The following is a 23,546-nucleotide window of genomic DNA, read 5'->3' on the forward strand; positions in this document are numbered from 1 at the left end:
TCACGCCCTGACGCCGAAGGAACTCCCTTACGAGGGACCGGCCGGAGGAGGTGGGGCTGTCATGGATCGAAGTCGACCGTGCAGTACCACTCGCTCTTCCGGCTGCTGATTCCGCTGCTCTCGCTGCTCTGGCTTCCCCGCCTCTCGCGGCTCTCCGCTCGCCTTCGTTCCGGAAGAGCACTTCGTTTCGTCTTGCTTGATCTGTCTGATCTCAGTCAGTAGCGAAGTTCGCCACCGCGACGGTGCGGTGCTCCCCGCTTTGTGGACGTGCCAAACATCCCGAAGTCAGGACGTCCCCATTCCGGGCAGTTCCACCCGTCCAGGCGACCTGCGTTGCTCCCCCGCGAAGGAGCCTGCCATGTCGATGATCCGCGACCTGCGTGCCGTGGTCCGCCCGTCGTCCCGCCCCACGCCGCGCAAGGACACGGGCGAGTACGACACCACCCGCGACCCCGCGACCCCGTCGGCCGTCGTCGACTGCGCCGTCTACCGCGACGGCGCGCGCGTGGAGTCCGCGAAGCCGCTGACCCCGCAGGAGGCGATGCGGCAGGTGCGCCGCGACGGAGGGTTCGTCTGGATCGGACTGCACGAGCCCACCGAAGCCGAATTCGCGGGCATCGCCACGGAGTTCGGGCTGCACCCGCTGGCCGTCGAGGACGCCGTCCAGGCCCATCAGCGGCCGAAGCTGGAGCGCTACGACGACTCCCTGTTCACCGTCTTCAAGACCGTCCACTACGTCGAGCACGACGAACTCACCGCCAGCAGCGAGGTCGTCGCCACCGGCGAGGTCATGTGCTTCACCGGCCAGGACTTCTTCATCACCGTCCGGCACGGCGGCCAGGGCTCGCTGCGGGCGCTGCGGCACCGGCTCCAGGACGATCCCGAACTGCTGGAGAGGGGACCCTCGGCGGTGCTGCACGCCATCGCCGACCATGTCACCGACGGGTACATCGCGGTCGCGGACGCCCTCCAGGACGACATCGACGAGGTGGAGACCGAGGTCTTCTCACCGGGCCGCAAGGGCACCCCGCGCGGCACCGACGCCGGGCGGATCTACCAGCTCAAGCGTGAGGTGCTGGAGTTCAAGCGGGCCGTGGCCCCGCTGCTGCGGCCCATGCAGCTGCTCAGCGAGCGGCCGATGCGGCTGATCGACCCCGACATCCAGAAGTACTTCCGGGACGTCGCCGACCACCTGGCCCGGGTGCAGGAGCAGGTGACCGGCTTCGACGAGCTGCTCAACTCCATCCTCCAGGCCAACCTCGCGCAGGCGTCCGTCGCCCAGAACGAGGACATGCGGAAGATCACCTCATGGGCCGCCATCATCGCCGTACCCACGATGGTGTGCGGCGTGTACGGCATGAACTTCGAGCACATGCCCGAACTGGGCTGGCGTTACGGCTATCCGCTGGTCCTCGGGGTGACGGCGATGATCTGTCTCGGCATCCACCGCACCCTGAAGCGCAACGGCTGGCTGTGAGGGCGCCCGGCGGGTCCCGGCTAGGCTGAGCGCATGACTGGACAGCTGCTCGACCGTGCCCTCGTGGAGGAGGCCACCAAGAAGTCCGGCCTGATCTGGGTCAGGGGCGCCGGTGCCCCGGCCGCCCGGACGCTGTGGCACGCCTGGCACGAGGGCGCCGCCTGTGTGATCGGGGACGGTCCGGGTGAGCAGCCGCTGCCGGGGCTGGTCGACGGGGCCGAGGCCGAGGTGACGGTCCGCAGCAAGGACAAGGGCGGACGGCTCGTCAGCTGGACCGCCAAGGTCGTCGAACTGACGCCCGGTTCACCGGCGTGGTCGGCGGCGGTCGCCGAACTGAAGGGCAAGCGCCTCAACGCGCCCGACGGCGAGGCCATGCCCGACCGCTGGCGGCGCGAGTGCCGGGTGCTGCGCCTCGAACCGACCGGCGCCACGGCCCCGTTGCCGGACGGCTCCCTCGCCGAGGCGCCGCTGCCGACCCCGGCCACGACCCGGATGCCGATCCCGGCGGGGCTGCCGCGGCTGCTGCTCAAGCGCCGCGGACGGCGCGGCTAGGACGTCGGCAGCTGCTTGCCGTAGTCGACCGTCTCGTCCTTCGCGGGCTCGTCCAGGGCGAAGTCCTTGCCCCAGTCGGAGAAGCGCAGTGTGCCCGCGTTGCCGCCGCGCACCAGGCGTAGCGGGTACGGCTTGCCCTCCAGGGAGACGTCCAGGGTGCCGCCCGCGCCCTGGTCGCCGCTGATGCGGATGGTGCGCACCCCCGACTGCTCGTGGTGCCCGTCGGTCGCCAGGGTGCCGTGCAGGGTCAGCAGGCTGTCCAGGAGCACGTCCTTGTCGGTGAACCCGCTGAACCGCTTGTACGACGGGTCCTGCTGCGGCACCTTCACGTACTTGCCGCCGAGTTTCTCGGCCGTGGCCGCCGCGTCTGAGCCGCCCTTGCCGTCGCCGCCGTCACCGCCGTCCTCGTTGGCCCAGAAGTCGGCGTCCGCCATCAGGAACAGCTGCTCGCCCACCCGCAGCAGCCGGAACGTCGCCCCCTCGGCGGTGACCGAGCCGGTGCCGCCGTCCGACTTCAGGCGCATGTCCAGCTCGTAGGTGCGCCCGCTGGCGACGACGGACCCGGACAGCCGCACGGCGTCCACGGACCCGGCGGCGGCGAGGGTCTTGGCCTGGATCTGCTCCGGCGCCAGCTTGCCCACCCCGTTGGTGCCCGCGTTCGGATCCTCGTCGCCGCCGCACCCCGTCAGCACCGTGCCCGCCATGGCCAGTGCGCACATCCCGCCCACCAGGGCGGTGCGGCTGCGGTTACGGCCCCGGGGAATCGCAGTCACAGGTGAGGCTGCCTTTCCGATGTGTTCTTCAGCGGCGTACCGCAGCGTACCGGGGCCGGGTGGCGCCGGCGGAGCCAGTCCGTCCGGACCGCTCACCAGGGCGGACCCGATCGGTACGGGCTAGCCTGAAGCCCATGTGAGCGGGCAAAAGGGAAAAGACAGGCTCTACGCCCCCTACGCATCACACGCCAGGAAAAGGAGGCGCGGCACATGGCAGCGGGCGCCCCCCGGATCTTCGTCTCACACCTCTCCGCCGTCCCCGTCTTCGACCCGAACGGCGACCAGGTGGGCCGCGTCCGCGATCTGGTCGTCATGCTGCGGGTCGGACGGCGCTCACCGCGGCTGCTCGGACTGGTCGTCGAACTCACCACCCGGCGCCGTATCTTCCTGCCCATGACCCGGGTCACCGGCATCGAGTCCGGCCAGGTCATCACCACCGGCGTGCTCAACGTCCGCCGCTTCGAACAGCGCCCCACCGAGCGCCTCGTCTTCGGCGAACTGCTGGACCGCCGGGTGCGTCTCGTCGAGACCGGCGAGGAGGTCACCGTCCTCGACCTGGCGGTGCAGCAACTGCCCGCCCGCCGCGACTGGGAGATCGACCGCGTCTTCGTCCGCAAGGGGCGCAAGGGCGGCGCCTTCCGCCGCGCCAAGGGCGAGACCCTCACCGTCGAGTGGTCGGCGGTCACCGGCTTCTCCCTGGAGGAACACGGGCAGGGCGCCGAGAGTCTGCTCGCCACCTTCGAACAGCTGCGCCCCGCCGACCTGGCCAACGTCCTGCACCACCTCTCCCCCAAACGCCGCGCCGAGGTCGCCGCCGCCCTCGACGACGACCGCCTCGCCGACGTACTGGAGGAACTGCCGGAGGACGACCAGATCGAGATCCTCGGCAAGCTGAAGGAGGAGCGGGCCGCGGACGTCCTGGAGGCCATGGACCCCGACGACGCGGCCGACCTGCTCGCCGAACTGCCCACCGACGACCAGGAGCGGCTGCTGAGCCTGATGCAGCCCTCCGACGCGGCCGACATGCGGCGGCTGATGTCGTACGAGGAGCACACCGCGGGCGGTCTGATGACGACCGAACCGATCGTGCTACGACCGGACGCCACCGTCGCCGACGCCCTCGCCCGGGTCCGCAACCGCGACCTCTCGCCCGCCCTCGCCGCCCAGGTCTACGTCTGCCGCCCGCCCGACGACACCCCGACCGGCAAATACCTCGGCACCGTCCACTTCCAGCGGCTGCTGCGCGACCCGCCCTACACCCTGGTCAGCTCGATCATCGACGACGACCTCCAGCCGCTCGCCCCGGACGCCGAGCTGCCGCTGGTCGCCGGGTTCTTCGCGGCGTACGACATGGTCGCGGCGCCCGTCGTGGACGAGGCCGGGGCGCTGCTCGGGGCGGTCACCGTGGACGACGTACTGGACCACATGCTGCCCGAGGACTGGCGGGAGACGGAGTACCACCTGGACGAGGGGGTGAGCGCCGGTGGCTCCTGAGCGCGACACCGGCCGCGAGCGCGCCCCGGCCGGAGCCACCGCCAGCACCCGCTCCCGCCCCCGTCTCGACCAGCCGCGCCCGCCGCGCCGCCGCATCCTGCCCGAGTGGGACCCGGATGCCTTCGGGCGCCTTTCGGAGCGCATCGCCCGCTTCATCGGCACCGGGCGCTTCCTGGTCGGGATGACGATCGTCATCATCACCTGGGTGCTGTGGAACATCGTCGCCCCGCCCGGCGTGCGCTTCGACGAGTACCCGTTCATCTTCCTGACCCTGGCCCTGTCCCTCCAGGCCTCGTACGCCGCCCCGCTGATCCTGCTCGCGCAGAACCGGCAGGACGACCGCGACCGGGTCAACCTCGAGCAGGACCGCAAGCAGAACGAGCGGTCGATCGCCGACACCGAGTACCTGACCCGGGAGATCGCCGCGCTGCGCATCGGCCTGGGCGAGGTCGCCACCCGGGACTGGATCCGCTCCGAGCTCCAGGACGTGGTCAAGGAGCTGGAGGAGCGCACCAACGGGCACCACGGACAAAGCGGGCAGCGCGTATTCCCGGCGGAGCGGTCACCGGGACGTGACGTACACGACCGCTGACGGGGCTCTCGGGGCCCGCGCGGGGCGCCGTACCATCGTCCTTATGGCTACGGAAGACGCGGTGCGCGAGGCACTGGCGACGGTGAACGACCCCGAGATCAACCGACCCATCACCGAACTCGGCATGGTCAAATCGGTGGAGATCGGTGCGGACGGAGCGGTCGCGGTCACCGTGTACCTGACGGTCTCCGGGTGTCCCATGCGCGACACCATCACGCAGCGCGTGACCGACGCGGTCTCTCGCGTCGACGGCGTCACCCACGTCGACGTCACCCTCGACGTGATGAGCGACGAGCAGCGCAAGGAACTGGCGAACGCCCTGCGCGGCGGCCAGACCGAGCGCGAGGTCCCCTTCGCCAAGCCCGGCTCCCTCACCCGTGTCTACGCGGTCGCCTCCGGCAAGGGCGGCGTCGGCAAGTCGTCGGTGACGGTCAACCTGGCCGCGGCGATGGCGGCGGACGGCCTGAAGGTCGGTGTCGTCGACGCCGACATCTACGGCCACTCCGTGCCGCGCATGCTGGGCGCCGACGGGCGGCCCACCCAGGTCGAGAACATGATCATGCCGCCGTCCGCGAACGGCGTGAAGGTCATCTCCATCGGCATGTTCACGCCGGGCAACGCGCCCGTCGTCTGGCGCGGCCCGATGCTCCACCGCGCGCTCCAGCAGTTCCTGGCGGACGTGTACTGGGGCGACCTGGACGTCCTCCTGCTGGACCTGCCGCCCGGCACCGGTGACATCGCCATCTCCGTCGCCCAGCTGGTTCCCAACGCCGAGATCCTCGTGGTGACGACCCCGCAGCAGGCGGCGGCCGAGGTGGCCGAGCGGGCGGGCTCCATCGCCGTCCAGACCCACCAGAAGATCGTCGGCGTGGTCGAGAACATGTCCGGCCTGCCCTGCCCGCACTGCGGCGAGATGGTCGACGTCTTCGGCACGGGTGGCGGCCAGGTCGTCGCCGACGGCCTCACCCGCACCACCGGCACCAACGTCCCCGTCCTCGGCTCCATCCCCATCGACGTCCGCCTGCGCGAGGGCGGCGACGACGGCAGGCCGGTCGTCCTCACCGACCCGGACTCCCCCGCGGGCTCGGCGCTGCGCGCCATCGCGGGCAAGCTGGGCGGCAGGCAGCGGGGCCTGGCGGGTCTGTCGCTGGGGATCACTCCGCGCAACAAGTTCTGAGCGACGGCGGGGTTAGGCCCTTAGGGGCGCGAGGAACTGCGCGAGCAACCATCCACAACCCGCACGCGCCGAACAGCGTCAGCCCCCACGGCGAAGGGGCGCCGAAAACCAACCCGGCGCCCCGAAAGAACCTACGCGTACTCCGCGATGTCCTTGACTACGGCGAAGCCGAGCCCGTACGCGCTCATGCCCCGCCCGTACGCCCCCACGTGCACCCCCTGCTCGGTGGACCCGGCCAGCACCCACCCGAACTCCGACTCCCGGTAGTGGAACGGCGTCGGAACGCCGTCCACCGGCAGGGACAGCGTGGACCACTCGGGCCCGTCGAGGTCGTCCGCCAGCGCCCACGCCGTCTCGGTCTGCTGGTCCAGCCAGTCGTCCCGCAGGCTGTGGTCCATCTGCCCGGGCCAGGTGAAGGACAGCAGCCCCACCCCGGCGAGCCAGGCCGCCGAGGACACCGAGGTCGCCTCCAGCAGCCCCGTGCCGTCCGCGCTGCGCCGTACGGGGTTGGCGGCGACGGTCACCACGACCGCGAACCGCTCCCGCTCCTCCGTCGTCGCCTCGGCGCGTACGGAGGGCTCGTCACCGTGCCCGATCGAACCGTGCTCCACGGCCCCGTCGGCCGCCGTACCGACCTGCATCAGCCAGCGCGGCCCCGTGAAGGCCTCGTCGAGGCCGTACCACGGGAAGGGCGCGCGCAGGTAGCCGTCGACCGCACGCCGGGCGGAGGGGACCTGTTGTCCGCCCTCCGCGGCCGGCGCCTGCTCGACTGCCCGACTCGTCGTCTCCATCTGCCCGGACGCCTCCTCGCTCTCGTCGGACCGGGCGGCCCGCCCCCCTTCGGGCGTACTCGTCCGTTCCGCACAACAACTCGGCAGCATATCCACACCACGGAGGGCAGCCGGGAAACCGCCCGGCGCGTGGGTCGCCCAGGGCCTGTCGGACAGGCCCTGGGAGGGGGTCAGGTGGCGTCCGCGTCGAAGGGCGGGCGCTCGTCGGGCTTCTTGGTCATGTCGACCTTGCCGCCGCCCGAGGAGGAGGACGAGGAAGGGGCCGGGGACGAACCGGACGCGGACGACGAGTCGCTGTCACGGCCCTGCACCGCGTCCGTGACCTCGGCCATCTCCTTCTTCAGGTCGAAGCCGTTGCGGATCTCCTTGAGCCCCAGCTCGTCGTTGTCCAGCTGCTTGCGGATGAACGTCTTGGGGTTGAGGTCCTCGAACTCGAAGTCCTTGAACTCGGGACCCAGCTCCTGCCGGATGTCCTGTTTCGCGCTCTCGGAGAAGTCACGGATCTTCCGGATCGTGCGCGTCACGTCCTGGATGACCTTGGGGAGCTTGTCCGGACCGAAGACGAGCACGGCGAGGACGATGAGTGTCACCAGCTCTAGCGGTCCTATGTCATTGAACACCTGAAGCTCCTTGCCATGTCCCGGGCCGGAACCACGGTACCCGGCGATCCTGTCCGACCGGTACCGTCCCGGCGGTCAGTCACCGTCGGACGTGCCGAGCACCAGGGAGATGGTCCGCTCCTGACCGGCGCGCAGCAGGGTCAGTTCCAGCCGGTCTCCAGGGCGGTGCGACCGGATCTTGACGATCAGCTCCTCGCCGGAGTGGATACGCGCCCCGTCCACCCCGGTGATGACGTCGCCCGGCTCGATACCGGCCCGGTCACCGGGGCCGCCCGGGGTGACCGGGGCACCGCCGTCGCGCCCCTCGGTGCCGACGCGGGCTCCGTCTCCGCTGTAGTCCATGTCGAGGGTGACCCCGATGACCGGGTGCGTCGCCCCGCCCGTGTTGATCAGTTCCTCGGCGACGCGCCTGGCCTGGTTGACCGGTATGGCGAAGCCGAGCCCGATGGAACCGGCCTGCCCGCCGTCCAGGTCGGAGCCGCTGTCGGCGCTGCGGATCGCGGAGTTGATGCCGATGACGTGGCCGCGGGAGTCGAGCAGCGGGCCGCCGGAGTTGCCCGGGTTTATCGGCGCGTCGGTCTGGAGGGCGTCGACATAGGAGATGTCGCTGCCGTCGCCCTTCTCGCCGCCCGCGGTGATGGGCCGCTCCTTGGCGCTGATGATGCCGGAGGTGACCGTGCCGGCCAGGTCGAAGGGGGCGCCGATGGCGACGACGGGGTCGCCGACCTGGACGTTGTCCGAGTTGCCTAGCGGCATGGGCTGGAGTCCGCTGACACCGCGCACCCTGACCACCGCCAGGTCGTATCCGCTGTCCCCGCCGACCAGTTCGGCGTCCGCGGTGTCGCCGCTGTGGAACGTGACGGTTATCTCACCGTCGTCCCCGGCGGGCTCCACGACATGGTTGTTGGTGAGGATGTGGCCGCGGTCGTCGAGGACGAAGCCGGTGCCGGTGCCCTGTGCCTCGTCGCCGCTGACATGGAGGGTGACCACACCGGGCAGGGCTCGCGCCGCGATCCCCGCCACGCTGTCCGGAGCCCGCCCGGACGGCTCCTTCCCGGCCTGCGGCAGCTCCACAGTCCCCACGCCGCCGTTGCGCTCCAGATACGCCCCTACGGCGCCACCGACGCCGCCGGACACCAGCGCGAGCAGCACGGCGCCACCGATCAGCGACCTGCGCACCCGCCCACGCCGCTGCCGTGTGCTCTCCACGCCCGCCCCGCTCTGCTGGAGCACGCCGGCGCTCCCGGCGGCGACGGCCCACGGGTCGTAGCGCCGCCAGGGGTCCTCCGGGGACGGGGCGTCGACGGGGGTGGCCACCGCCGGGGCCTGTGCGGGCAAGGGAGCCGGTGCGGGTGCGGGCAGCGGACCCTGTGCGGGTGCGGGGCCCGTGGCCCGCGGCGGTACGAGCGGGCCCTGGGCCGGTGCCGCCATGGGCGCCGCCGTGCCGGGCGCGGGGTGCGCCGACGGGTGCGGGACCGGGGCCTCGGCGACCTGCGGCGGCACCGGCGCGGTCACGGTGCCGTGCGCCGGGGTCGTCCCCGGGTGCTGCACCGGGGGCGCGGGCGCCCAGGGACCGGGTTCGCCGTAGGGCGGGGTGCTGTAGGGGTCGGGGTCGTGGAGGGGGCGGGGGGCATCGGTGGGAGGCCCGGACCCGGCATCCGCCACGGACGACGTCTCGCCGGAAGGCAGGGCCGAGCCGTCCGCCAGGACCGCGTCGGCAGAGGGCGCGGGCCAGGCACCCGGCAGCGAGCCGTCCCCGGCGTCTCCCGTGCGTTCGGCCGCCGCCCCCGGCGATCCATGAGCCCCGCTCCCGACGGAGGAGTCGACTACGCCCTCCTCCGGTCGGCGCAGCTCGAAGTCGCCGTCGGTCGTCTCACCCGGCGTCCCGGACCCGGCCCCGGTGGCACCGGTGTCGGTCCCCCCGGGGCGGCTCGCAGCGCTCTGCGTGGGCTTGCCCTCGTTCATGCTCTCCCCACAGCCGGCCGCGGCACGGCTCATCGGTGGTGGCCGCGGTTCGTCGACTCCGCGCCCGGCGGCGTGCCTGGGGCGCGGTCCACCCTGGATTCAACCAGGTTCGTGTACGGACGCGCAGGGCCCGGTCAGCGGGCGGTGGGGCCGAAGGGCGACGGGGAGGGTGCGGAGGTCGCCTCGGCGCCGGGCGCGGCGAGCAGACCGGGCGTGGTGATCTCCGGGGCGGTGGCCCACGAGGTCAGGGTGACCGGTGGGGTCGCCGCCAGCGGGCGTATCAGCGGGGACATCGCGGCGGCACCGGCCACCACGGGAGCGGTGAGGTGGTGCAGGAGCCGCTCGTGTCCGGTGCCGGGGGTGGGCAGCCCGGGCAGCAGGGGCGCGGACACCGCTGTCGGCGCCGCCGGAATCTCGCCGAGCGACCGCTGACCGCCCTGCCCCTGTGCGAACAGCGGGCCCACGCCGCGCCGCCGCTGGTTCTCGGGGGTCGCGGCACCGGTGCCGGGGGTGCGCACCGGAGTGACGTTGCTGCCGTTGCCGGAGCCGCCGCGGGCGTCGGTGGTGTCGCCGGGAACGCCGGTGGTGACACCGCCCAGGGCGATCGCTGCCAGGGACACCGCGCCGGCCGCCACGAAGGCGAACCGCCGCCCGCGGGAGGCAGCCCGCTCGGGGTCGGCCTTGCCCACGTCATGAATGCGGAAGCCGCGCGGCGCGACCGGCTCGGAGGCCAGCAGCGGATCGTGGGGACGGGCGGGGACGAAGTCGAACTCGAACCGCTCACCGCGTCTCATACCGAAGAGCCCGGTCCCGCCCGGCGCTCCGGGCAGTCCACCGGCGAGGTCTCCCCCGCCCAGCGGCGGGCTTCCGGCATCGGTGTCACCTCCCCCCGGCAGCCCCTGGAGACGGGCCAGGAAGCTCTCGGAGGGCGGCGGCGGGGCGGCCTCCGCGAAGACGTTCTTCAGGCGGCGCTGGGCGTCGACCTCCGCCTTGCACTTCGGGCAGGTCGCCACGTGCGCCAGTACGCGCTCACGCGTGTCATGACTGAGTTCGCCGTCGACGAGGGCGGCGAGCCGGTCACCCAGATGCTGGTCCGCGAGGCGTTCCCCGGCGGATTTCGGCCGTGATCCACTCACGCGGACGCGCCCCCTCCTCCCAGAGCGGGAACACGGGCCGCGAAGGAGCGGCGCTCGGCGCGCGCCTTCGGCGACCGGTGCGCGAGGGCCTTGCGCAGCTGCGAACGGCCCCGGTGGATCCGGGACCGGACGGTGCCGAGCTTCACGCCGAGGGTCGCGGCGATCTCCTCGTACGACAGCCCTTCGATGTCGCAGAGGACGACCGCGGCGCGGAACTCGGGGGCCAGGGTGTCAAGGGCCTGCTGGACGTCCGCGTCGAAGTGCGCGTCGTTGAAGACCTGCTGCGGGGAGGGCTCGCGGCTGGCCAGGCGCTCGGCCGCGTCGTCGCCGAGAGCGTCGAAGCGGATGCGCTGCTTGCGGCGGACCATGTCGAGGAACAGGTTGGTCGTGATGCGGTGCAGCCAGCCCTCGAAGGTGCCCGGCGAGTACGTCGACAGGGAGCGGAAGACACGGACGAAGACCTCCTGGGTGAGGTCCTCGGCGTCGTGCTGGTTGCCGGTGAGGCGGTAGGCGAGGCGGTAGACGCGGCCACTGTGCGTGCTGACGATCTCCTCCCAGGTGGGCGGAGTCCACGCCTGCCCGTCCGCGTCGGTGGTGAAGGTCGCGGTACGGTCGCGGTCGGCGGCGTGGCCGGGGTCAGCAGCGGTGTCAGTCACGGATTTCGGCTTGCCCGCCGATCCGAGAAAGCGCCGGAGCACTCCTCCCCGATCCACAGACGCAGCCGCACCTCCCCTGTTGGCTCTGGTGGTGTCCAGTGGAGCCCCTACCATAGCCACCTCGTCCGTTAGCTCCGGATAAGCGGTTTTACGAGAATTTGATCTGTGCTGGTACGGCTGATGCGGCTGCGTCAGCACTTGCTCGTCGTCCCGTTCCACGTCGTGATCCAACCGTGTCCCCCGCTGTCGTCTCCTGCCCCTTTTAACGCCCGGTCCCATCTGCGGGTTCCCGACGGCAACGGATACAGTCACGCCCAGGCAACCACGGGGACAGGAGAGGGTCATTACCGGCAACGGGCAGATGGGCTGGGCGGCGTTCGCCGACGCCTTTCTCGCCGAGGACGAGGCGCTGCGCTGGGCCCGGGACCGGGCCCGGGAGGCAGGCCTGCGTTCGGTGTCGCCCGGCACGGGGGCCGCGCTGCGGCTGCTGGCCGCCTCCGTGGACGCCAAGGCCGTCGCGGAGATCGGCACCGGCACCGGGGTCTCCGGCATCCACCTGCTCAACGGCATGCGGCCGGACGGCGTGCTGACCACCGTCGACCCCGAGCCGGAGCACCAGCAGTTCGCCCGGCAGGCCTTCCGCGCCTCCGGGTTCGCCAGCAACCGGGCCCGTTTCATCCCCGGCCGGGCGCTGGACGTCCTGCCGCGCCTCGCGGACGCGGGGTACGACCTCGTGTTCTGCGACGGTGACCGCCAGGAGGTGCTGGACTACCTCGCTGAATCGTTGCGCCTGCTGCGTCCGGGCGGCCTGGTGGTCTTCGAGGGCGTCTTCGCCAACGGCCGCACCGTCGACTCCGGGCCCCAGCCCACCGAGGTGCTGCGCCTGCGTGAGCTGCTGCGCACCGTGCGGGAGAGCCAGGAACTGGTGCCCTCGCTGCTGCCGGTGGGCGACGGCCTGCTGTGCGCGGTCAAGCGCTGACCGGCGGTCGGCCGGACGCCAAACGGGCGCCCATCCCCGTGGCGCCCGCCCCCGTGGCGCCCGCCCTCGCGGCGGCCACCCTCGCGGCGGCCACCCCCGTACAAACAGCCGCCCCGGCACCGAACGCGTGCGTTTCGATGCCGGGGCGGCTGAAAGGGTATGGTCGCTTGCGCGTCAGCCCACGACCTTCTTGAGGGCGTCGCCAAGTGCGTCGGCCTCGTCAGGGGTCAGCTCCACGACGAGTCGACCGCCGCCTTCGAGCGGAACGCGCATGACGATGCCCCGCCCCTCCTTGGTCACCTCGAGCGGGCCGTCGCCCGTCCGCGGCTTCATGGCCGCCATGCTCGTTCCCCTTCCTGAAACCAGCTCATCGTCGTAGCCGACGGCCCCTGGAGGGCACGCCGCGTCCTTGAAAGAGACGCGCGACACCGGCATCGAACACATTGCTTCCAAGCCATTATCCCGCATCCCACGACCCGATGACCAACATCAGTCGGCATCGCTTGGGCAACGCGCGCGAGCAAAACCACTCAATTCGGCGATGTGACTGCGATACTGCGCCGCCGCACCGACTTCCCCCGGCCAGAAACCGGCGCGAATTCTTTGACGCAGCTCACATGCCGGGCCCGGTCCAGCGTTGGCGATCTCCGTCATGCTGTCCTTCGAACAAGGACATACCGGCGAGTACGACGAGAGGGGACGCACCATGGCCGACACCGTGCTCTACGAGGTGAGCGACGGTCTCGCGACGATCACGCTGAACCGCCCCGAGGCGATGAACGCGCTGAACGTCGCCACCAAGGTCGCCCTGCGGGACGCGGCCCGCACCGCGGCGGACGACGACGCCGTACGGGCGGTGCTGCTGACCGCGGCCGGTGACCGGGCGTTCTGTGTGGGCCAGGACCTCAAGGAACACATCGGGCTGCTCGCCGCCGACCGCGAGACCGGCTCGGGGCAGACCATGAGCACGGTGCGGGAGCACTACAACCCGATCGTCCGGGCGCTCGCCGAGGCACCGAAGCCGGTCGTGGCGGCGGTGAACGGCGTCGCGGCCGGGGCGGGCTTCGGTTTCGCGCTCTGCGCCGACTACCGGGTGGTGGCGGACACGGCGTCGTTCAACACGTCCTTCGCGGGCGTGGCCCTGACCGCCGACTCCGGGATCTCCTGGACGCTGCCCCGGGTGATCGGCGCGAGCCGCGCCGCCGACCTGCTGCTCTTCCCGCGCTCCATCAAGGCGCGGGAGGCGTACGAGCTGGGCATCGCCAACCGGCTGGTCCCGGCGGCGGACCTGCGCGCCGAGGCGGAGCAGGTGGCCCGCGCCCTGGCCGAGGGCCCGACGCTGGCGTACGCGGCGCTGAAGGAGTCGATGGCCTACGCCCTCACCCACTCCCTGGAGGAGTCCCTGGAGAAGGAGGACGAACTCCAGACCCGCGCGGGCGCGTCCCAGGACCACGCGATCGCCGTCCAGGCGTTCGTGAACAAGGAGAAGCCGAAGTACCTGGGCCGGTAGGGACCAGGGGTGCCGGGGGGCCGGGGGGGTGCCGGGGGTTGACCGCGGTTCCCCGCGCCCCTCACCTGCCTCGGCTCGCGCACGTCTCCAGGTGGTCGTCGACCAGGCCGCAGGCCTGCATCAGCGCGTACGCCGTGGTCGGGCCGACGAAGCGCAGGCCCCGCTTCTTCAGCGCCTTGGACAGGGCCGTCGACTCGGGGGTGACCGCCGGGACGTCCTCGAGAGTCCTCGGGACCGGGCGGGCGGCCGGGTCCGGGGCGTGGGACCAGATCAGCTCGTCCAGCTCGCCCGGCGTCCAGTCGGCGAGCACGCGCGCGTTGGCCAGGGTGGCGTCCACCTTGGCGCGGTTGCGGATGATGCCCGCGTCGGCGAGGAGGCGCTCGCGGTCGGCGTCGGTGAAGGCCGCCACCGAGGCGATCTTGAAGTCGGCGAAGGCGGCGCGGAACCCCTCGCGGCGGCGCAGGATGGTGATCCAGGACAGCCCGGACTGGAAGGCCTCCAGGCTGAGCCGCTCGAAGAGCGCGTCGTCGCCGTGGACCGGGCGGCCCCACTCCTCGTCGTGGTACGTCACGTAGTCCGCGGTGGACAGGGCCCAGGGGCAGCGCAGCACGCCGTCCGGGCCCGCGAGGGCGGCGCTCACGGCTGGTCCTCCGGCTCCGGCTTGTCCAGTTCGACCCGGGCCGTGGCTCTGGCGCCGGTGAGCGCCGACTCCAGGTCGGTGATGCGGGCGTCACGCTCGGCCAGCTCGGCGGAGAGGCGGTCCAGGGCGTCGTCGACGTCCTCCATGCGGTACCCGCGGACGGCGAGCGGGAAGCGCAGGCTGTCGATGTCCGCGCGGTTGACCGGGCGGTCCTCGGGCAGCGTGTCGTACAGCCGCTCGGGTGCGGCCTCGGGCAGCGGGCCCCCGCCCTCGCCGCCGCCCACCACGACGAGTGTCACCGCGGCGACCACCACGGCGAGCGCGACGACCAGGAACAAGAACATAACCATCGCGACGCCCCACGCTCCGAGTTCGAGGTTCGATGATCCCGGCACCCGGACCGGGATCACGGCACCGGTCGGGCCGATGCCGGATGTGTCAGCTCCGATCGTGCCATGCGAGTCTGACAGTTAGGGTCGCAGGCGGCCGTAAGAGGCCGAGGACCAGGACATTCGTACGAGAAGAGGTCACAGGGGATGCTCAGGCTGGGCAGGCGGGAGTTCGACCCGCGCGAGCCGGTGATCATGGCGATCGTGAACCGGACCCCGGACTCCTTCTACGACCAGGGGGCGACCTTCCGGGACGAGCCCGCGCTCGCCCGGGTGGAGCAGGCGGTGGCCGAGGGCGCGGCGATCATCGACATCGGCGGGGTGAAGGCCGGGCCGGGCGAGGAGGTCACCGCCGAGGAGGAGGTCCGGCGGACCGTCGGGTTCGTGGCGGAGGTGCGGCGGCGCTTCCCCGAGGTCGTCATCAGCGTCGACACCTGGCGGCACGAGGTCGGCGAGGCGGTGTGCGAGGCGGGGGCGGATCTGCTGAACGACGCGTGGGGCGGGGTCGATCCGCGGCTCGCGGAGGTCGCCGCGCGGTACCGGGTGGGGCTGGTGTGCACCCACGCGGGCGGGGCGCAGCCGCGGACGCGGCCGCACCGGGTGGTGTACGACGACGTGATGGCCGACATTCTGCGGGTGACCGTGGGGCTGGCGGAGCGGGCGGTGGCGTTGGGGGTGCCCAGGGAGTCGGTGCTGATCGATCCGGGGCATGACTTCGGGAAGAACACGCGGCACAGTCTGGAGGCGACCCGGCGGCTGGGGGAGATGGTGGCCACCGGGTGGCCGGTGCTGGTGTCGCTGTCCAACAAGGACTTCGTGGGGGAGACGTTGGACAGGCCCGTGAAGGAGCGGGTGATCGGGACGCTGGCCACGACCGCGGTGTCGATGTGGTTGGGGGCGCAGGTGTACCGGGTGCACGAGGTGGCGGAGACGCGGCAGGTGGTGGACATGGTGGCGGCGATCGGGGGGTGGCGGGAGCCCGCGGTTGCCCGGCGGGGGCTGGCGTAGGGCCCTTTTCGCCCCCGCCGCCCCTTCCCGTCCCGAGCCTGGGGGCTGCCGCCCCCAGACCCCCGCTTCGGCCCTGAACGGGCCTCGCCCTCAATCGCCGGACGGGCTGGGAGTGCCGCGTCAGCGGCCCGCCTCCTTCGACACCAGACCCACCGCCTCCTCCACGTCGTCCGTCAGGTGGAACAGGGCCAGGTCCTTCTCCGCGGCCTTGCCCTGGGCGATCAGGGTGTGCTTGAGCCAGTCGACCAGGCCGCCCCAGTAGTCGGTGCCGAAGAGGACGATGGGGAACTGGGTGACCTTCTGGGTCTGGACGAGGGTGAGGGCCTCGAAGAGTTCGTCGAGGGTGCCGAGGCCGCCGGGGAGGACGACGAAGCCCTGGGCGTACTTGACGAACATCATCTTCCGGACGAAGAAGTAGCGGAAGTTCAGGCCGATGTCGACGTAGGGGTTGAGGCCCTGCTCGAAGGGCAGCTCGATGCCCAGGCCGACCGAGACGCCGCCCGCCTCCAGGGCGCCCTTGTTGGCGGCCTCCATGGCGCCGGGGCCGCCTCCGGTGATGACGGCGAAGCCCGCGTCGACCAGGCCTCGGCCGAGGCGTACGCCCGCCTCGTACTCCGGGGAGTCGACCGGTGTGCGGGCCGAGCCGAAGACGCTGATCGCGGGCGGCAGTTCGGCAAGCGTGCCGAAGCCCTCCACGAACTCCGACTGGATGCGCAAGACGCGCCAGGGGTCGGTGTGCACCCAGTCCGACGGGCCGCCGGTGTCCAGCAGCCGCTGGTCCGTCGTACTCGCCGTGATCTGGCCGCGTCGCCGGAGGACCGGTCCCAGGCGCTGTTCCTCAGGCCGCCTGTCGTTGCCGGGGTTACCGGTAGCCATGTGCGCTCCCTCCGCTTGCCGTCTTTCCACCTCAGCGTAGATCTACGCGGGTTACGTACGGGGTACCTGAGCATGTCCGCCGTACGGCCGCGTAAACCGGGCCCGCCGTCACGCCGTGAGCCAGGCCCGCAGGCGCTCCTCCCCGGCGAGGATCTTGGCGACCTCGACGCGTTCGTCCCGCTTGTGGGCCAAGTGGGGGTTGCCGGGGCCGTAGTTGACCGCCGGGATGCCCAGGGAGGCGAAGCGGGAGACGTCCGTCCAGCCGTACTTGGGCTGCGGGGTGCCGCCGACCGCCTCGATGAACGCCGCCGCGGCCGGGTGGGACAGGCCGGGCAGGGCGCCGCCGCTGTGGTCCTCGACCACGAACTCCTCCACCCCGCAGTCGGCGAACACCTCGCGGACGTGGGCCACCGCCTCGTCCTCCGTGCGGTCCGGCGCGTAGCGGAAGTTGACCGCGACCACGCACTCGTCGGGGATGACGTTCCCGGCGACGCCGCCGGAGATCCGTACGGCGTTGAGGCCCTCGCGGTACTGGAGGCCGTCGATCACCGGGTTGCGCGGCTCGTACGCGGCGAGGCGGGCCAGGATCGGGGCGGCGGCGTGGATCGCGTTGGAGCCCATCCAGCTGCGCGCCGAGTGCGCCCGCTCCCCGCTGGTCCTCAGCAGCATCCGCAGCGTGCCCTGGCAGCCGCCCTCCACCTGTCCGTCGGAGGGTTCGAGGAGCACCGCGAAGTCGCCCGCCAGCCACTCCGGGCGGTTCTCGGCGACGTGCTTCAGGCCGTTCAGCTCGGCGGCGACCTCCTCGTTGTCGTAGAAGACGAAGGTCAGGTCGCGGTTGGGGGCGGGCACGGTGGCCGCGATGCGCAGCTGTACCGCCACGCCGGACTTCATGTCGCAGGTGCCGCAGCCCCACAGGACGCCGTCGTCGTCGAGGCGGGAGGGGACGTTGTCCGCGATGGGCACGGTGTCGATGTGTCCGGCGAGGATCACCCGCTGGTCGTGGCCCAGACCGGTCCGGGCCACGACGTTGTTGCCGTAGCGGTCGACCGTCAGGTGGGGCAGGGCGCGCAGGGCGGTCTCGATCGCGTCGGCGAGCGGCTTCTCACCGCCGCTCTCGGAGGGGAAGTCGACCAGCCGGGCGGTGAGCTTCGCGGCGTCCAGGGTGAGGTCAAGCGGGGTGTCGGCCATGGCGACGACCCTAGCGCGCACGGCGGAAGCGCCGCCCGCCCGCGGTTCGCGCAGGTCCTTCGCGCACCCCCGGCGTCAGGAACCGTACTCTCCAGTACCTTGTATCGCGTGCCAGAGCCGTCCCCCATCAAGCGCAAGCGTCGCGGCCGCCTACTCCGTACCGGGGCGGCCTTCCTGGTCCTGTTCGCGGTCGCCGGTTACCTCGCGGTGCAGTACGTCACCGGCGGGACCGGCGCCCCGGGCTGCAAGGCCGTCTCCGCCAAGGACGACGGGGCGACGTACGAGTTCAGTCCGGAGCAGGCGGTGAACGCCGCGACGATCACGGCCGTCGGAATAGCGCGCGGCATGCCCGAGCGGGCCGTGACGATCGCGCTGGCGACCGCCCTCCAGGAGTCCGCGCTGCGCAACCTCGACCACGGCGACCGTGACTCGCTCGGTCTGTTCCAGCAGCGTCCGTCGATGGGCTGGGGCACCGAGGAACAGATCATGGACCCGTCGTACGCGGCGGGCATGTTCTACGACCATCTCGCCGAGGTCCCCGGCTATACCCGGCTGCCGCTGACCGTGGCCGCCCAGCGCGTGCAGCGCAGCGGCTTCCCGCAGGCGTACGCCAAGCACGAGCCGGACGCCACCCTGCTCGCCGCCGCGCTCACGGGCCGCGCGGGAGCCACGCTGACCTGCGACGGACGCCCGGCGGCGACTCAGGCCGCGGGGCCGCAGGCGGTCCGCTCGGCGCTGGTGCGGGACTTCGGGCGCGACGCGCTGGAGGAGACAGCGGCGGAAGTGGGCGGCAAGGGTGGGGGCGACGGCGACGGCTCGGTGGAGTTCGCCGCCGAGACCAGCGGGCGGACGGTGACCGTGCCGGTCTCCGCCGACACCAACGCCGTCGCCGGACGCACCGTCGAGCAGCGCGGCTGGCAGCTGGCCCACTGGGCCGTCGCCAACGCCTCCGCGCTGCACATCCGGAGCGTGTCGTACGCGGGGCGGGAGTGGACCGCCGGGAACACGGACAGCCGGTGGCGGGCCACGGGGACGACCGAGGCCACCGACGCCAAGGGGTCCGGCGGGACCGGCGGCGCGGCGGGCGCCGTCCGAATTGTCACTGGGCAGTAGTGCGGGGCGTCACCCTCCCGGGTTAGGCGCACGGACCTGACGTCGACGGTGTGCGCAGGTTTTCGTGCCGTCACCCCCGCTTCGGCGAAACCCTTGGGAACAAAGGGCTGTAAGGATTCGGCGGGCCATCGGGACCGGTGTTCTTTGCCCGCTTTTATCCACAGCAGATAATGCGACGCATTACCAACTCTTTACGTTGTGCCGCCGCAACCTTCCCGGGTTTCGAGCGGTAGTCACTGCGTCTGGGCCCGGACGATCAACAGCCTTCCAACTGTTCTCTCCCGTCAAAGGAGCACCATGTCCCTCCCTCTGACCCGCCGGATCGCCCGTGCCGCGCTGCTCGTCGCTGCGGGAGCGGCTGCCGGGGTCGGTGCGGCCGGCTCCGCCAGCGCGGCCCCCGAACTGCCCGCCGCCCCCAACCTCGGCGGCCTCACCGCGCTGGACGGCGCGAACGTGGGCAACACCGTGGACGGTGCGGCGCAGAGCGTCACCGGCGCGGCCGGTGAGACCGGCAGCAAGGCGGTCAAGAAGTCGGTGCCCGCCGCGGGCAAGACCGGTGGGCAGACCGTGAAGAAGGCGACTCCCGCGGTGCAGAAGGCGGCCGGTGACGCGGCCGGGGCCGCGGGGGAAGTGCTGGGTGACACCGCCACGACCGCGACCAAGGGCGGGCTGCCCACGGACGGGGTGGCCAAGGGCGGTGCGCTGCCGGTGCAGGGCCTGCCGGTCGGCTGACCCGCTTCTCCTGTTGCCGGCGGTGGGGTTCAGGGGTTTCCCCCTGGGCCCCACCGCCGTTTGGTGGGTGCGGGTGCCGTCTGTTGCCGCGGTACCCGGCGTCGGTGGCTGTGCCCACCCGTTCCGCCCTGCGGAACGACTGCCCACAGCCAGGCGAACGGGATTACCCCCCGAGGCGGGCTACCGCCGCCGCCACCCGTTCGTCCGTCGCCGTGAAGGCCACGCGTACGAAATGGGCGCCCGCTGGACCGTAGAAGTCGCCCGGGGCCGCCAGGATGCCGAGGTCGGCGAGGTGGGCGACCGTGTTCCAGCAGGACTCGTGGCGGGTGGCCCAGAGGTAGAGGCTGGCCTCGCTGTGTTCGATGTGGAAGCCGTGGGACAGCAGGGCGTCGCGGAGGGCGCTGCGGCGGGCCGCGTAGCGGGCGCGCTGGGCGTGGACGTGGTCGTCGTCGCCGAGGGCCGCCACGACCGCCGCCTGGGTGGGGGCGGAGGTCATCATGCCGCCGTGCTTGCGGATCTCCAGCAGCGGACCGAGGACCGCGGGGTCCCCGGCGATGAACGCGGCGCGGTAGCCGGCCAGGTTGGAGCGCTTGGAGAGGGAGTGGACGGCGACGATGCCGTCGTGGGAGCCGCCGTTGACGTCGGGGTGGAGGACGGAGACGGGGTCGGCCTCCCAGCCCAGTTCCAGGTAGCACTCGTCGGAGACGACCAGGACGCCGTGGGCGCGCGCCCAGGCGACGATCCTCGTCAGCTCCTCCTTGGGGAGGACCCTGCCCGTCGGGTTGGACGGCGAGTTGAGCCAGAGCAGCTTGAGGTTCGCCGGGTCCAGGTCGGTCGGGTCGTCGTAGGACTCGTGGTCGGCGCGGGCCAGCCGGGCGCCGACCTCGTACGTCGGGTAGGCGAGGCGCGGGTAGGCGACCTTGTCGCCGGGGCCGAGGCCCAGCTGGGTGGGGAGCCAGGCGACGAGTTCCTTGGAGCCGACGACCGGCAGCACGTGGTGGTGGGTGAGGTCGCGGGCGCCGAGACGGCGGCCCAGCCAGCCGGTGATCGCGTCGCGCAGCTCCGGCGTGCCCCAGACGGTCGGGTAGCCCGGCGAGTCGGCGGCGGCGACCAGAGCCTTCTGGATCAGGTCGGGGACCGGGTCGACCGGGGTGCCCACGGACAGGTCGACGATGCCGTCCGGGTGCGCGGCGGCCGTCTTCTTGTAGGGCGCGAGCTTGTCCCAGGGGAAGGCCGGGAGGCGGTCGGAGACGGAGGACACGGGGGCTGGCTCACTTTCTCGTACGGCACTCGGAAAACGCCTCGGTCCCGTACGGCGCCGGTGATGACCGGGGTCATCGGGCCGTACGGGACCGAGGCGGCGCGGTGTGCGGGCCGCTCAGGGCGTTCTTCGCTGCACGCCCTCGGTGTTACTCGCCCGAGGCCTGCGGCGGCAGCGCGGCGATGAAGGGGTGGTCCCGCTCGATCAGCCCGAGCTTGCTGGCGCCGCCGGGCGAGCCCAGCTCGTCGAAGAACTCGACGTTGGCCTTGTAGTAGTCCTTCCACTCCTCCGGAGTGTCGTCCTCGTAGAAGATCGCCTCGACCGGGCAGACCGGCTCACAGGCACCGCAGTCGACGCATTCGTCCGGGTGGATGTACAAGGACCGCTGGCCCTCGTAGATGCAGTCGACCGGGCACTCCTCGATGCACGCCTTGTCCTTGACGTCGACACAAGGCTGCGCGATGACGTAGGTCACGCTGTCGTTCCTCCTCGATACGGGCGCTGGCGGGCCTCCTCAGGCTCCGCCGCCTGGCGCGCGGGAGCGCGGCGTCGTCGATGCCCGCCCCTAGTATCTCCGTTCCTGGGCATGATCCGAACAGGAGGGGTGAACTGGCCTGTGGAAATGTCGGCCGTTGGGCGTCTTGAGGTCCGTATCACCGCTGCTGACGTGGGCAAACGCGTCTCGGTACGACGGTTGACCGGCGCGTCGGTCACCGCGGGGAAATTCACCGACACGGTGGGTGTTCTCACATCATGGGACGAGGGTGTGCTGGTGATCACACGGCGGGACGGTGAGTCCGTGCGGATTCCCGAGTCGTCGCTGGTCGCGGGCAAGGTGGTACCCGCCGCGCCCGCCCGGCGCCGGGGGCCTGCGGCCTCCTACGAGGAGCTGGCGCGGGTCTCCGCGCGGGCCTGGCGGCCGGTGGAGAGCGAGCGGCTCGGTGACTGGGAGCTGCGCGCGGCCTCGGGCTTCACCCGGCGGGCCAACTCGGTGCTGCCGCTGGGCGACCCCGGGCTGCCGTTGGACGAGGCGCTGACCGCCGTACGGCGCTGGTACGGCGCTCGGGGGCTGCCCGCCTATGTGCAGACCGCCACCGGTGCCGAGGGCACCCAGGAGCTGCTGTGCGGGGAGCTGGAGCGGCGCGGGTGGGTGCGGGAGGTGACCGCCGAGCTGTGGGCCGGGGCGCTGGCGCCGGTCGCGGACCTGCGGGCCGATCCGTGCGGGGTGGTGCTGTCGCGGACCGCCGACGCGGCCTGGCTGGCGCGCTACCAGCGCAAGGGCGTGAGCGACGTGGCGCTGCGGGTGCTCGGCGGGGGGCCGTCCGTGTGGTTCGCGGCGGTGCCCGGTGCGCAGGGTGTGCCGGACGCGATCGGGCGGCTGGTGGTGGACGGGCGGTGGGCCGGGTTCGCCGCCGTCGAGGTCGCCCCGGAGCAGCGGCGCCGGGGGCTTGCGACGACCGTGATGGCCGTACTGGCGCGGCAGGCGCTCGACGAGGGCGCCTCCGCCGGGTGGCTCCAGGTGGAGACGGACAACGCGGGGGCGCGGGAGCTGTACGCCCGGATGGGGTTCACGGCGCACCACGCGTACCACCACTACCGGGAGCCGGACCCCGCCCCGGCCGCCCGCTGATCCACGTCCCGCTTCCGTCGAAGGGCAACCTGACTCATGCGTCCCCCCTTCCCGCCGCCTCCCGAGCGCTCCGCCGAACTGCGGCGGCGGTTCGCCGCGGAGGCACGGTCCGAGCTGCCGGACCTGTCGGCGCTGTGCCTGCTGCTGGGCGCCGTGGCGGACGGCGCGCTGGACGAGGCGGGCATCGACGCCGCGCAGATGGAGCTGGACGAGCTGGCGGGGCGGCTGCCGTTCCGGCCGGGCGGGCCGCACGCCTGGGCGGTGGCGCTGCGTGACCTCCTGGGCGAGCGGCTCGGCTTCCGCGGCTCCCCCGGCGACTACCAGCGGCTTGAGTCGTCCCTGCTGCACGAGGTGCTGCGGCGGCGGCGCGGGCTGCCGATCCTGCTGTCGGTGGTGTGGCTGGAGGTGGCCCGGCGGGCGGGGGCGCAGGTGTACGGCGTGGCGTTGCCGGGACACTTCGTCGTCGGGTTCGGGGCGGCCGGGGAGCAGGTGCTCGCCGATCCCTTCGACGGGGGGCGGGTGCTCACCGGGTCCGACGCGGAGCTGCTGGTGGCGGGGGCGGCGGGGGTGCCGCTCGACCCGGGCATGCTGACGCCCGCCGATCCGCTGGACGTGGTGCTGAGGGTGCTGAACAACGTACGGGCGTGGTCCGCGGCCCGTCCCGAGCGGTCGGACGTGTCGCTGTGGGCGGTGGACCTGTCGCTGCTGCTGCCGTCGCATCCGGCGCGGCTGCGCTACGAGCGGGCGCAGCTGCTGGTGCAGCGCGGGGAGTTCCTCGCCGGGGCGGCCGAGCTGGAGGCGTACGCGGAGCTGGTGGCGGGGGTGGACGAGGCGGCGGCGGAGCAGGTACGGCGGCAGGCCCGCGTGGCGCGGGCCAAGCTGAACTAGACGGGTGCGGCGGGCTTCGCCGTTGGGGTGGCTGTTGTGTGCCGGGTGCGGGTGGTTCGTGGCTGGTCGCGCAGTTCCCCGCGCCCCCGAAGGGGCGCG

General features: G+C 72.3%; 26 protein-coding genes. 12 read left to right on the forward strand and 14 right to left on the reverse strand.

The annotated features are described in order from the left end of the window. Positions 1-358 precede the first annotated feature (358 nt). Complete coding sequence (locus KBY47_RS21370) at positions 359-1,477, forward strand: magnesium and cobalt transport protein CorA (RefSeq protein WP_210923045.1); 1,119 nt, start codon at positions 359-361, stop codon at positions 1,475-1,477. Between the two features lie 33 nt (positions 1,478-1,510). Continuing rightward, on the forward strand, positions 1,511-2,029 hold the full coding sequence (locus KBY47_RS21375; protein WP_210923047.1) for a hypothetical protein: 519 nt from the start codon (positions 1,511-1,513) through the stop codon (positions 2,027-2,029). On the opposite strand, the gene KBY47_RS21380 is transcribed toward KBY47_RS21375, so the two are convergent. After that, a complete protein-coding gene (locus KBY47_RS21380) occupies positions 2,026-2,802 on the reverse strand; it encodes a hypothetical protein (protein WP_210923049.1) in 777 nt (258 codons plus the stop codon). The genes KBY47_RS21375 and KBY47_RS21380 overlap by 4 nt on opposite strands. 210 nt (positions 2,803-3,012) lie before the next feature. On the opposite strand from KBY47_RS21380, the gene KBY47_RS21385 reads away from it, so the two are divergent. Genes KBY47_RS21385 through KBY47_RS21395 form a run of 3 tightly spaced genes read left to right on the forward strand, consistent with a single transcriptional unit; the run spans position 3,013 to position 6,065 of the window. Beyond that, complete coding sequence (locus tag KBY47_RS21385) at positions 3,013-4,296, forward strand: magnesium transporter MgtE N-terminal domain-containing protein (RefSeq protein WP_210923051.1); 1,284 nt, start codon at positions 3,013-3,015, stop codon at positions 4,294-4,296. After that, a complete protein-coding gene (locus tag KBY47_RS21390; protein WP_210923053.1) occupies positions 4,286-4,888 on the forward strand; it encodes a DUF1003 domain-containing protein in 603 nt (200 codons plus the stop codon). Before KBY47_RS21385 ends, KBY47_RS21390 begins: the two co-directional genes overlap by 11 nt. Before the next feature lie 43 nt (positions 4,889-4,931). Next, the gene (locus KBY47_RS21395) at positions 4,932-6,065 is read left to right on the forward strand and encodes an Mrp/NBP35 family ATP-binding protein (protein WP_210923055.1); all 1,134 of its coding nucleotides are present in this window, start codon (positions 4,932-4,934) and stop codon (positions 6,063-6,065) included. 131 nt (positions 6,066-6,196) lie between these two features. On the opposite strand, the gene KBY47_RS21400 is transcribed toward KBY47_RS21395, so the two are convergent. The 5 genes from KBY47_RS21400 to sigE all read right to left on the reverse strand — a co-directional run bounded on the left by KBY47_RS21400 (position 6,197) and on the right by sigE (position 11,275). Further along, on the reverse strand, positions 6,197-6,856 hold the full coding sequence (locus tag KBY47_RS21400; protein ID WP_210923057.1) for a hypothetical protein: 660 nt from the start codon (positions 6,854-6,856) through the stop codon (positions 6,197-6,199). A 170-nt stretch (positions 6,857-7,026) separates the two neighbouring features. Beyond that, positions 7,027-7,476 (reverse strand): sec-independent translocase, encoded by a 450-nt coding sequence (locus KBY47_RS21405; RefSeq protein WP_210923059.1) that lies wholly within the window; start codon positions 7,474-7,476, stop codon positions 7,027-7,029. Between the two features lie 75 nt (positions 7,477-7,551). Next, complete coding sequence (locus KBY47_RS21410; RefSeq protein ID WP_210923061.1) at positions 7,552-9,441, reverse strand: trypsin-like peptidase domain-containing protein; 1,890 nt, start codon at positions 9,439-9,441, stop codon at positions 7,552-7,554. A 134-nt stretch (positions 9,442-9,575) separates the two neighbouring features. Beyond that, on the reverse strand, positions 9,576-10,577 hold the full coding sequence (locus tag KBY47_RS21415) for an anti-sigma factor (protein ID WP_210923063.1): 1,002 nt from the start codon (positions 10,575-10,577) through the stop codon (positions 9,576-9,578). Further along, the gene (sigE, locus tag KBY47_RS21420; protein WP_210923065.1) at positions 10,574-11,275 is read right to left on the reverse strand and encodes an RNA polymerase sigma factor SigE; all 702 of its coding nucleotides are present in this window, start codon (positions 11,273-11,275) and stop codon (positions 10,574-10,576) included. Before sigE ends, KBY47_RS21415 begins: the two co-directional genes overlap by 4 nt. Positions 11,276-11,594: 319 nt before the next feature. Here sigE and KBY47_RS21425 point away from each other — a divergent pair, with 319 nt between their 5' ends. After that, positions 11,595-12,212 carry an O-methyltransferase gene (locus tag KBY47_RS21425; RefSeq protein ID WP_210923067.1) on the forward strand — a complete coding sequence of 206 codons (618 nt, stop codon included), beginning with the start codon at positions 11,595-11,597 and terminating at the stop codon, positions 12,210-12,212. A 174-nt stretch (positions 12,213-12,386) separates the two neighbouring features. On the opposite strand, the gene KBY47_RS21430 is transcribed toward KBY47_RS21425, so the two are convergent. Next, entirely contained in the window at positions 12,387-12,554 is a 168-nt protein-coding gene (locus KBY47_RS21430; protein ID WP_003966491.1) for a DUF3117 domain-containing protein, read from the reverse strand. A 147-nt stretch (positions 12,555-12,701) separates the two neighbouring features. Next, positions 12,702-12,866 carry a hypothetical protein gene (locus tag KBY47_RS21435; RefSeq protein ID WP_210923069.1) on the reverse strand — a complete coding sequence of 55 codons (165 nt, stop codon included), beginning with the start codon at positions 12,864-12,866 and terminating at the stop codon, positions 12,702-12,704. 52 nt (positions 12,867-12,918) lie between these two features. On the opposite strand from KBY47_RS21435, the gene KBY47_RS21440 reads away from it, so the two are divergent. After that, the gene (locus KBY47_RS21440; protein ID WP_210923071.1) at positions 12,919-13,722 is read left to right on the forward strand and encodes an enoyl-CoA hydratase/isomerase family protein; all 804 of its coding nucleotides are present in this window, start codon (positions 12,919-12,921) and stop codon (positions 13,720-13,722) included. 61 nt (positions 13,723-13,783) lie between these two features. Here KBY47_RS21440 and KBY47_RS21445 read toward each other — a convergent pair whose 3' ends face one another. Then, positions 13,784-14,362: a DNA-3-methyladenine glycosylase I gene (locus KBY47_RS21445; protein ID WP_210923074.1), complete on the reverse strand. Its 579-nt coding sequence runs from the start codon at positions 14,360-14,362 to the stop codon at positions 13,784-13,786. Continuing rightward, positions 14,359-14,712, reverse strand: coding sequence for a DivIVA domain-containing protein (locus KBY47_RS21450; protein ID WP_210923076.1), 354 nt, complete (start codon positions 14,710-14,712; stop codon positions 14,359-14,361). The genes KBY47_RS21445 and KBY47_RS21450 overlap by 4 nt, the downstream gene beginning before the upstream one ends. Positions 14,713-14,898: 186 nt before the next feature. Here KBY47_RS21450 and folP point away from each other — a divergent pair, with 186 nt between their 5' ends. Continuing rightward, positions 14,899-15,759 (forward strand): dihydropteroate synthase, encoded by an 861-nt coding sequence (folP, locus tag KBY47_RS21455; protein ID WP_210923078.1) that lies wholly within the window; start codon positions 14,899-14,901, stop codon positions 15,757-15,759. Positions 15,760-15,879: 120 nt separating this feature from the next. Here folP and KBY47_RS21460 read toward each other — a convergent pair whose 3' ends face one another. Together KBY47_RS21460 and dapE are read right to left on the reverse strand one after the other, a co-directional pair. Further along, positions 15,880-16,635, reverse strand: coding sequence for a TIGR00730 family Rossman fold protein (locus tag KBY47_RS21460; protein ID WP_210923080.1), 756 nt, complete (start codon positions 16,633-16,635; stop codon positions 15,880-15,882). Positions 16,636-16,743: 108 nt separating this feature from the next. Next, positions 16,744-17,823, reverse strand: a complete 1,080-nt coding sequence (dapE, locus tag KBY47_RS21465; protein ID WP_210923082.1) for a succinyl-diaminopimelate desuccinylase — start codon at positions 17,821-17,823, stop codon at positions 16,744-16,746. 108 nt (positions 17,824-17,931) lie between these two features. On the opposite strand from dapE, the gene KBY47_RS21470 reads away from it, so the two are divergent. Together KBY47_RS21470 and KBY47_RS21475 are read left to right on the forward strand one after the other, a co-directional pair. Next, positions 17,932-18,936, forward strand: a complete 1,005-nt coding sequence (locus KBY47_RS21470; RefSeq protein ID WP_210923084.1) for a heavy metal transporter — start codon at positions 17,932-17,934, stop codon at positions 18,934-18,936. 297 nt (positions 18,937-19,233) lie between these two features. Then, complete coding sequence (locus KBY47_RS21475; RefSeq protein WP_210923086.1) at positions 19,234-19,668, forward strand: ATP-binding protein; 435 nt, start codon at positions 19,234-19,236, stop codon at positions 19,666-19,668. Positions 19,669-19,831: 163 nt separating this feature from the next. On the opposite strand, the gene KBY47_RS21480 is transcribed toward KBY47_RS21475, so the two are convergent. Continuing rightward, positions 19,832-20,929 (reverse strand): bifunctional succinyldiaminopimelate transaminase/glutamate-prephenate aminotransferase, encoded by a 1,098-nt coding sequence (locus tag KBY47_RS21480; RefSeq protein ID WP_210923088.1) that lies wholly within the window; start codon positions 20,927-20,929, stop codon positions 19,832-19,834. Positions 20,930-21,077: 148 nt separating this feature from the next. Then, positions 21,078-21,404, reverse strand: coding sequence for a ferredoxin (gene fdxA / locus KBY47_RS21485; RefSeq protein ID WP_053665104.1), 327 nt, complete (start codon positions 21,402-21,404; stop codon positions 21,078-21,080). 141 nt (positions 21,405-21,545) lie between these two features. Between fdxA and KBY47_RS21490 the strand changes: the two genes are divergently transcribed. Both KBY47_RS21490 and KBY47_RS21495 read left to right on the forward strand, forming a co-directional pair. Next, complete coding sequence (locus KBY47_RS21490) at positions 21,546-22,559, forward strand: GNAT family N-acetyltransferase (RefSeq protein ID WP_210923090.1); 1,014 nt, start codon at positions 21,546-21,548, stop codon at positions 22,557-22,559. A gap of 36 nt (positions 22,560-22,595) precedes the next feature. Continuing rightward, entirely contained in the window at positions 22,596-23,447 is an 852-nt protein-coding gene (locus KBY47_RS21495) for a transglutaminase-like domain-containing protein (RefSeq protein ID WP_210923091.1), read from the forward strand. The last annotated feature ends 99 nt before the right edge of the window (positions 23,448-23,546 follow it).

Source organism: Streptomyces sp. B93, from assembly GCF_018070565.1.
In the GTDB taxonomy this organism is placed as follows: domain Bacteria; phylum Actinomycetota; class Actinomycetes; order Streptomycetales; family Streptomycetaceae; genus Streptomyces.

Bases quoted from the DNA above. Each gene is read 5' to 3' on its own strand.
- KBY47_RS21385 (WP_210923051.1), top strand. From the start codon at position 3,013: ATGGCAGCGGGCGCCCCCCGGATCTTCGTCTCACACCTCTCCGCCGTC.
- KBY47_RS21425 (WP_210923067.1), top strand. From the start codon at position 11,595: ATGGGCTGGGCGGCGTTCGCCGACGCCTTTCTCGCCGAGGACGAGGCG.
- KBY47_RS21495 (WP_210923091.1), top strand. From the start codon at position 22,596: ATGCGTCCCCCCTTCCCGCCGCCTCCCGAGCGCTCCGCCGAACTGCGG.
- KBY47_RS21460 (WP_210923080.1), bottom strand. From the start codon at position 16,635: ATGGCTACCGGTAACCCCGGCAACGACAGGCGGCCTGAGGAACAGCGC.
- KBY47_RS21375 (WP_210923047.1), top strand. From the start codon at position 1,511: ATGACTGGACAGCTGCTCGACCGTGCCCTCGTGGAGGAGGCCACCAAG.
- KBY47_RS21475 (WP_210923086.1), top strand. From the start codon at position 19,234: ATGTCCCTCCCTCTGACCCGCCGGATCGCCCGTGCCGCGCTGCTCGTC.
- KBY47_RS21450 (WP_210923076.1), bottom strand. From the start codon at position 14,712: ATGGTTATGTTCTTGTTCCTGGTCGTCGCGCTCGCCGTGGTGGTCGCC.
- KBY47_RS21400 (WP_210923057.1), bottom strand. From the start codon at position 6,856: ATGGAGACGACGAGTCGGGCAGTCGAGCAGGCGCCGGCCGCGGAGGGC.
- KBY47_RS21370 (WP_210923045.1), top strand. From the start codon at position 359: ATGTCGATGATCCGCGACCTGCGTGCCGTGGTCCGCCCGTCGTCCCGC.
- KBY47_RS21440 (WP_210923071.1), top strand. From the start codon at position 12,919: ATGGCCGACACCGTGCTCTACGAGGTGAGCGACGGTCTCGCGACGATC.
- dapE (WP_210923082.1), bottom strand. From the start codon at position 17,823: ATGGCCGACACCCCGCTTGACCTCACCCTGGACGCCGCGAAGCTCACC.
- KBY47_RS21395 (WP_210923055.1), top strand. From the start codon at position 4,932: ATGGCTACGGAAGACGCGGTGCGCGAGGCACTGGCGACGGTGAACGAC.
- KBY47_RS21430 (WP_003966491.1), bottom strand. From the start codon at position 12,554: ATGGCGGCCATGAAGCCGCGGACGGGCGACGGCCCGCTCGAGGTGACC.
- KBY47_RS21410 (WP_210923061.1), bottom strand. From the start codon at position 9,441: ATGAACGAGGGCAAGCCCACGCAGAGCGCTGCGAGCCGCCCCGGGGGG.
- folP (WP_210923078.1), top strand. From the start codon at position 14,899: ATGCTCAGGCTGGGCAGGCGGGAGTTCGACCCGCGCGAGCCGGTGATC.
- KBY47_RS21435 (WP_210923069.1), bottom strand. From the start codon at position 12,866: ATGACGGAGATCGCCAACGCTGGACCGGGCCCGGCATGTGAGCTGCGT.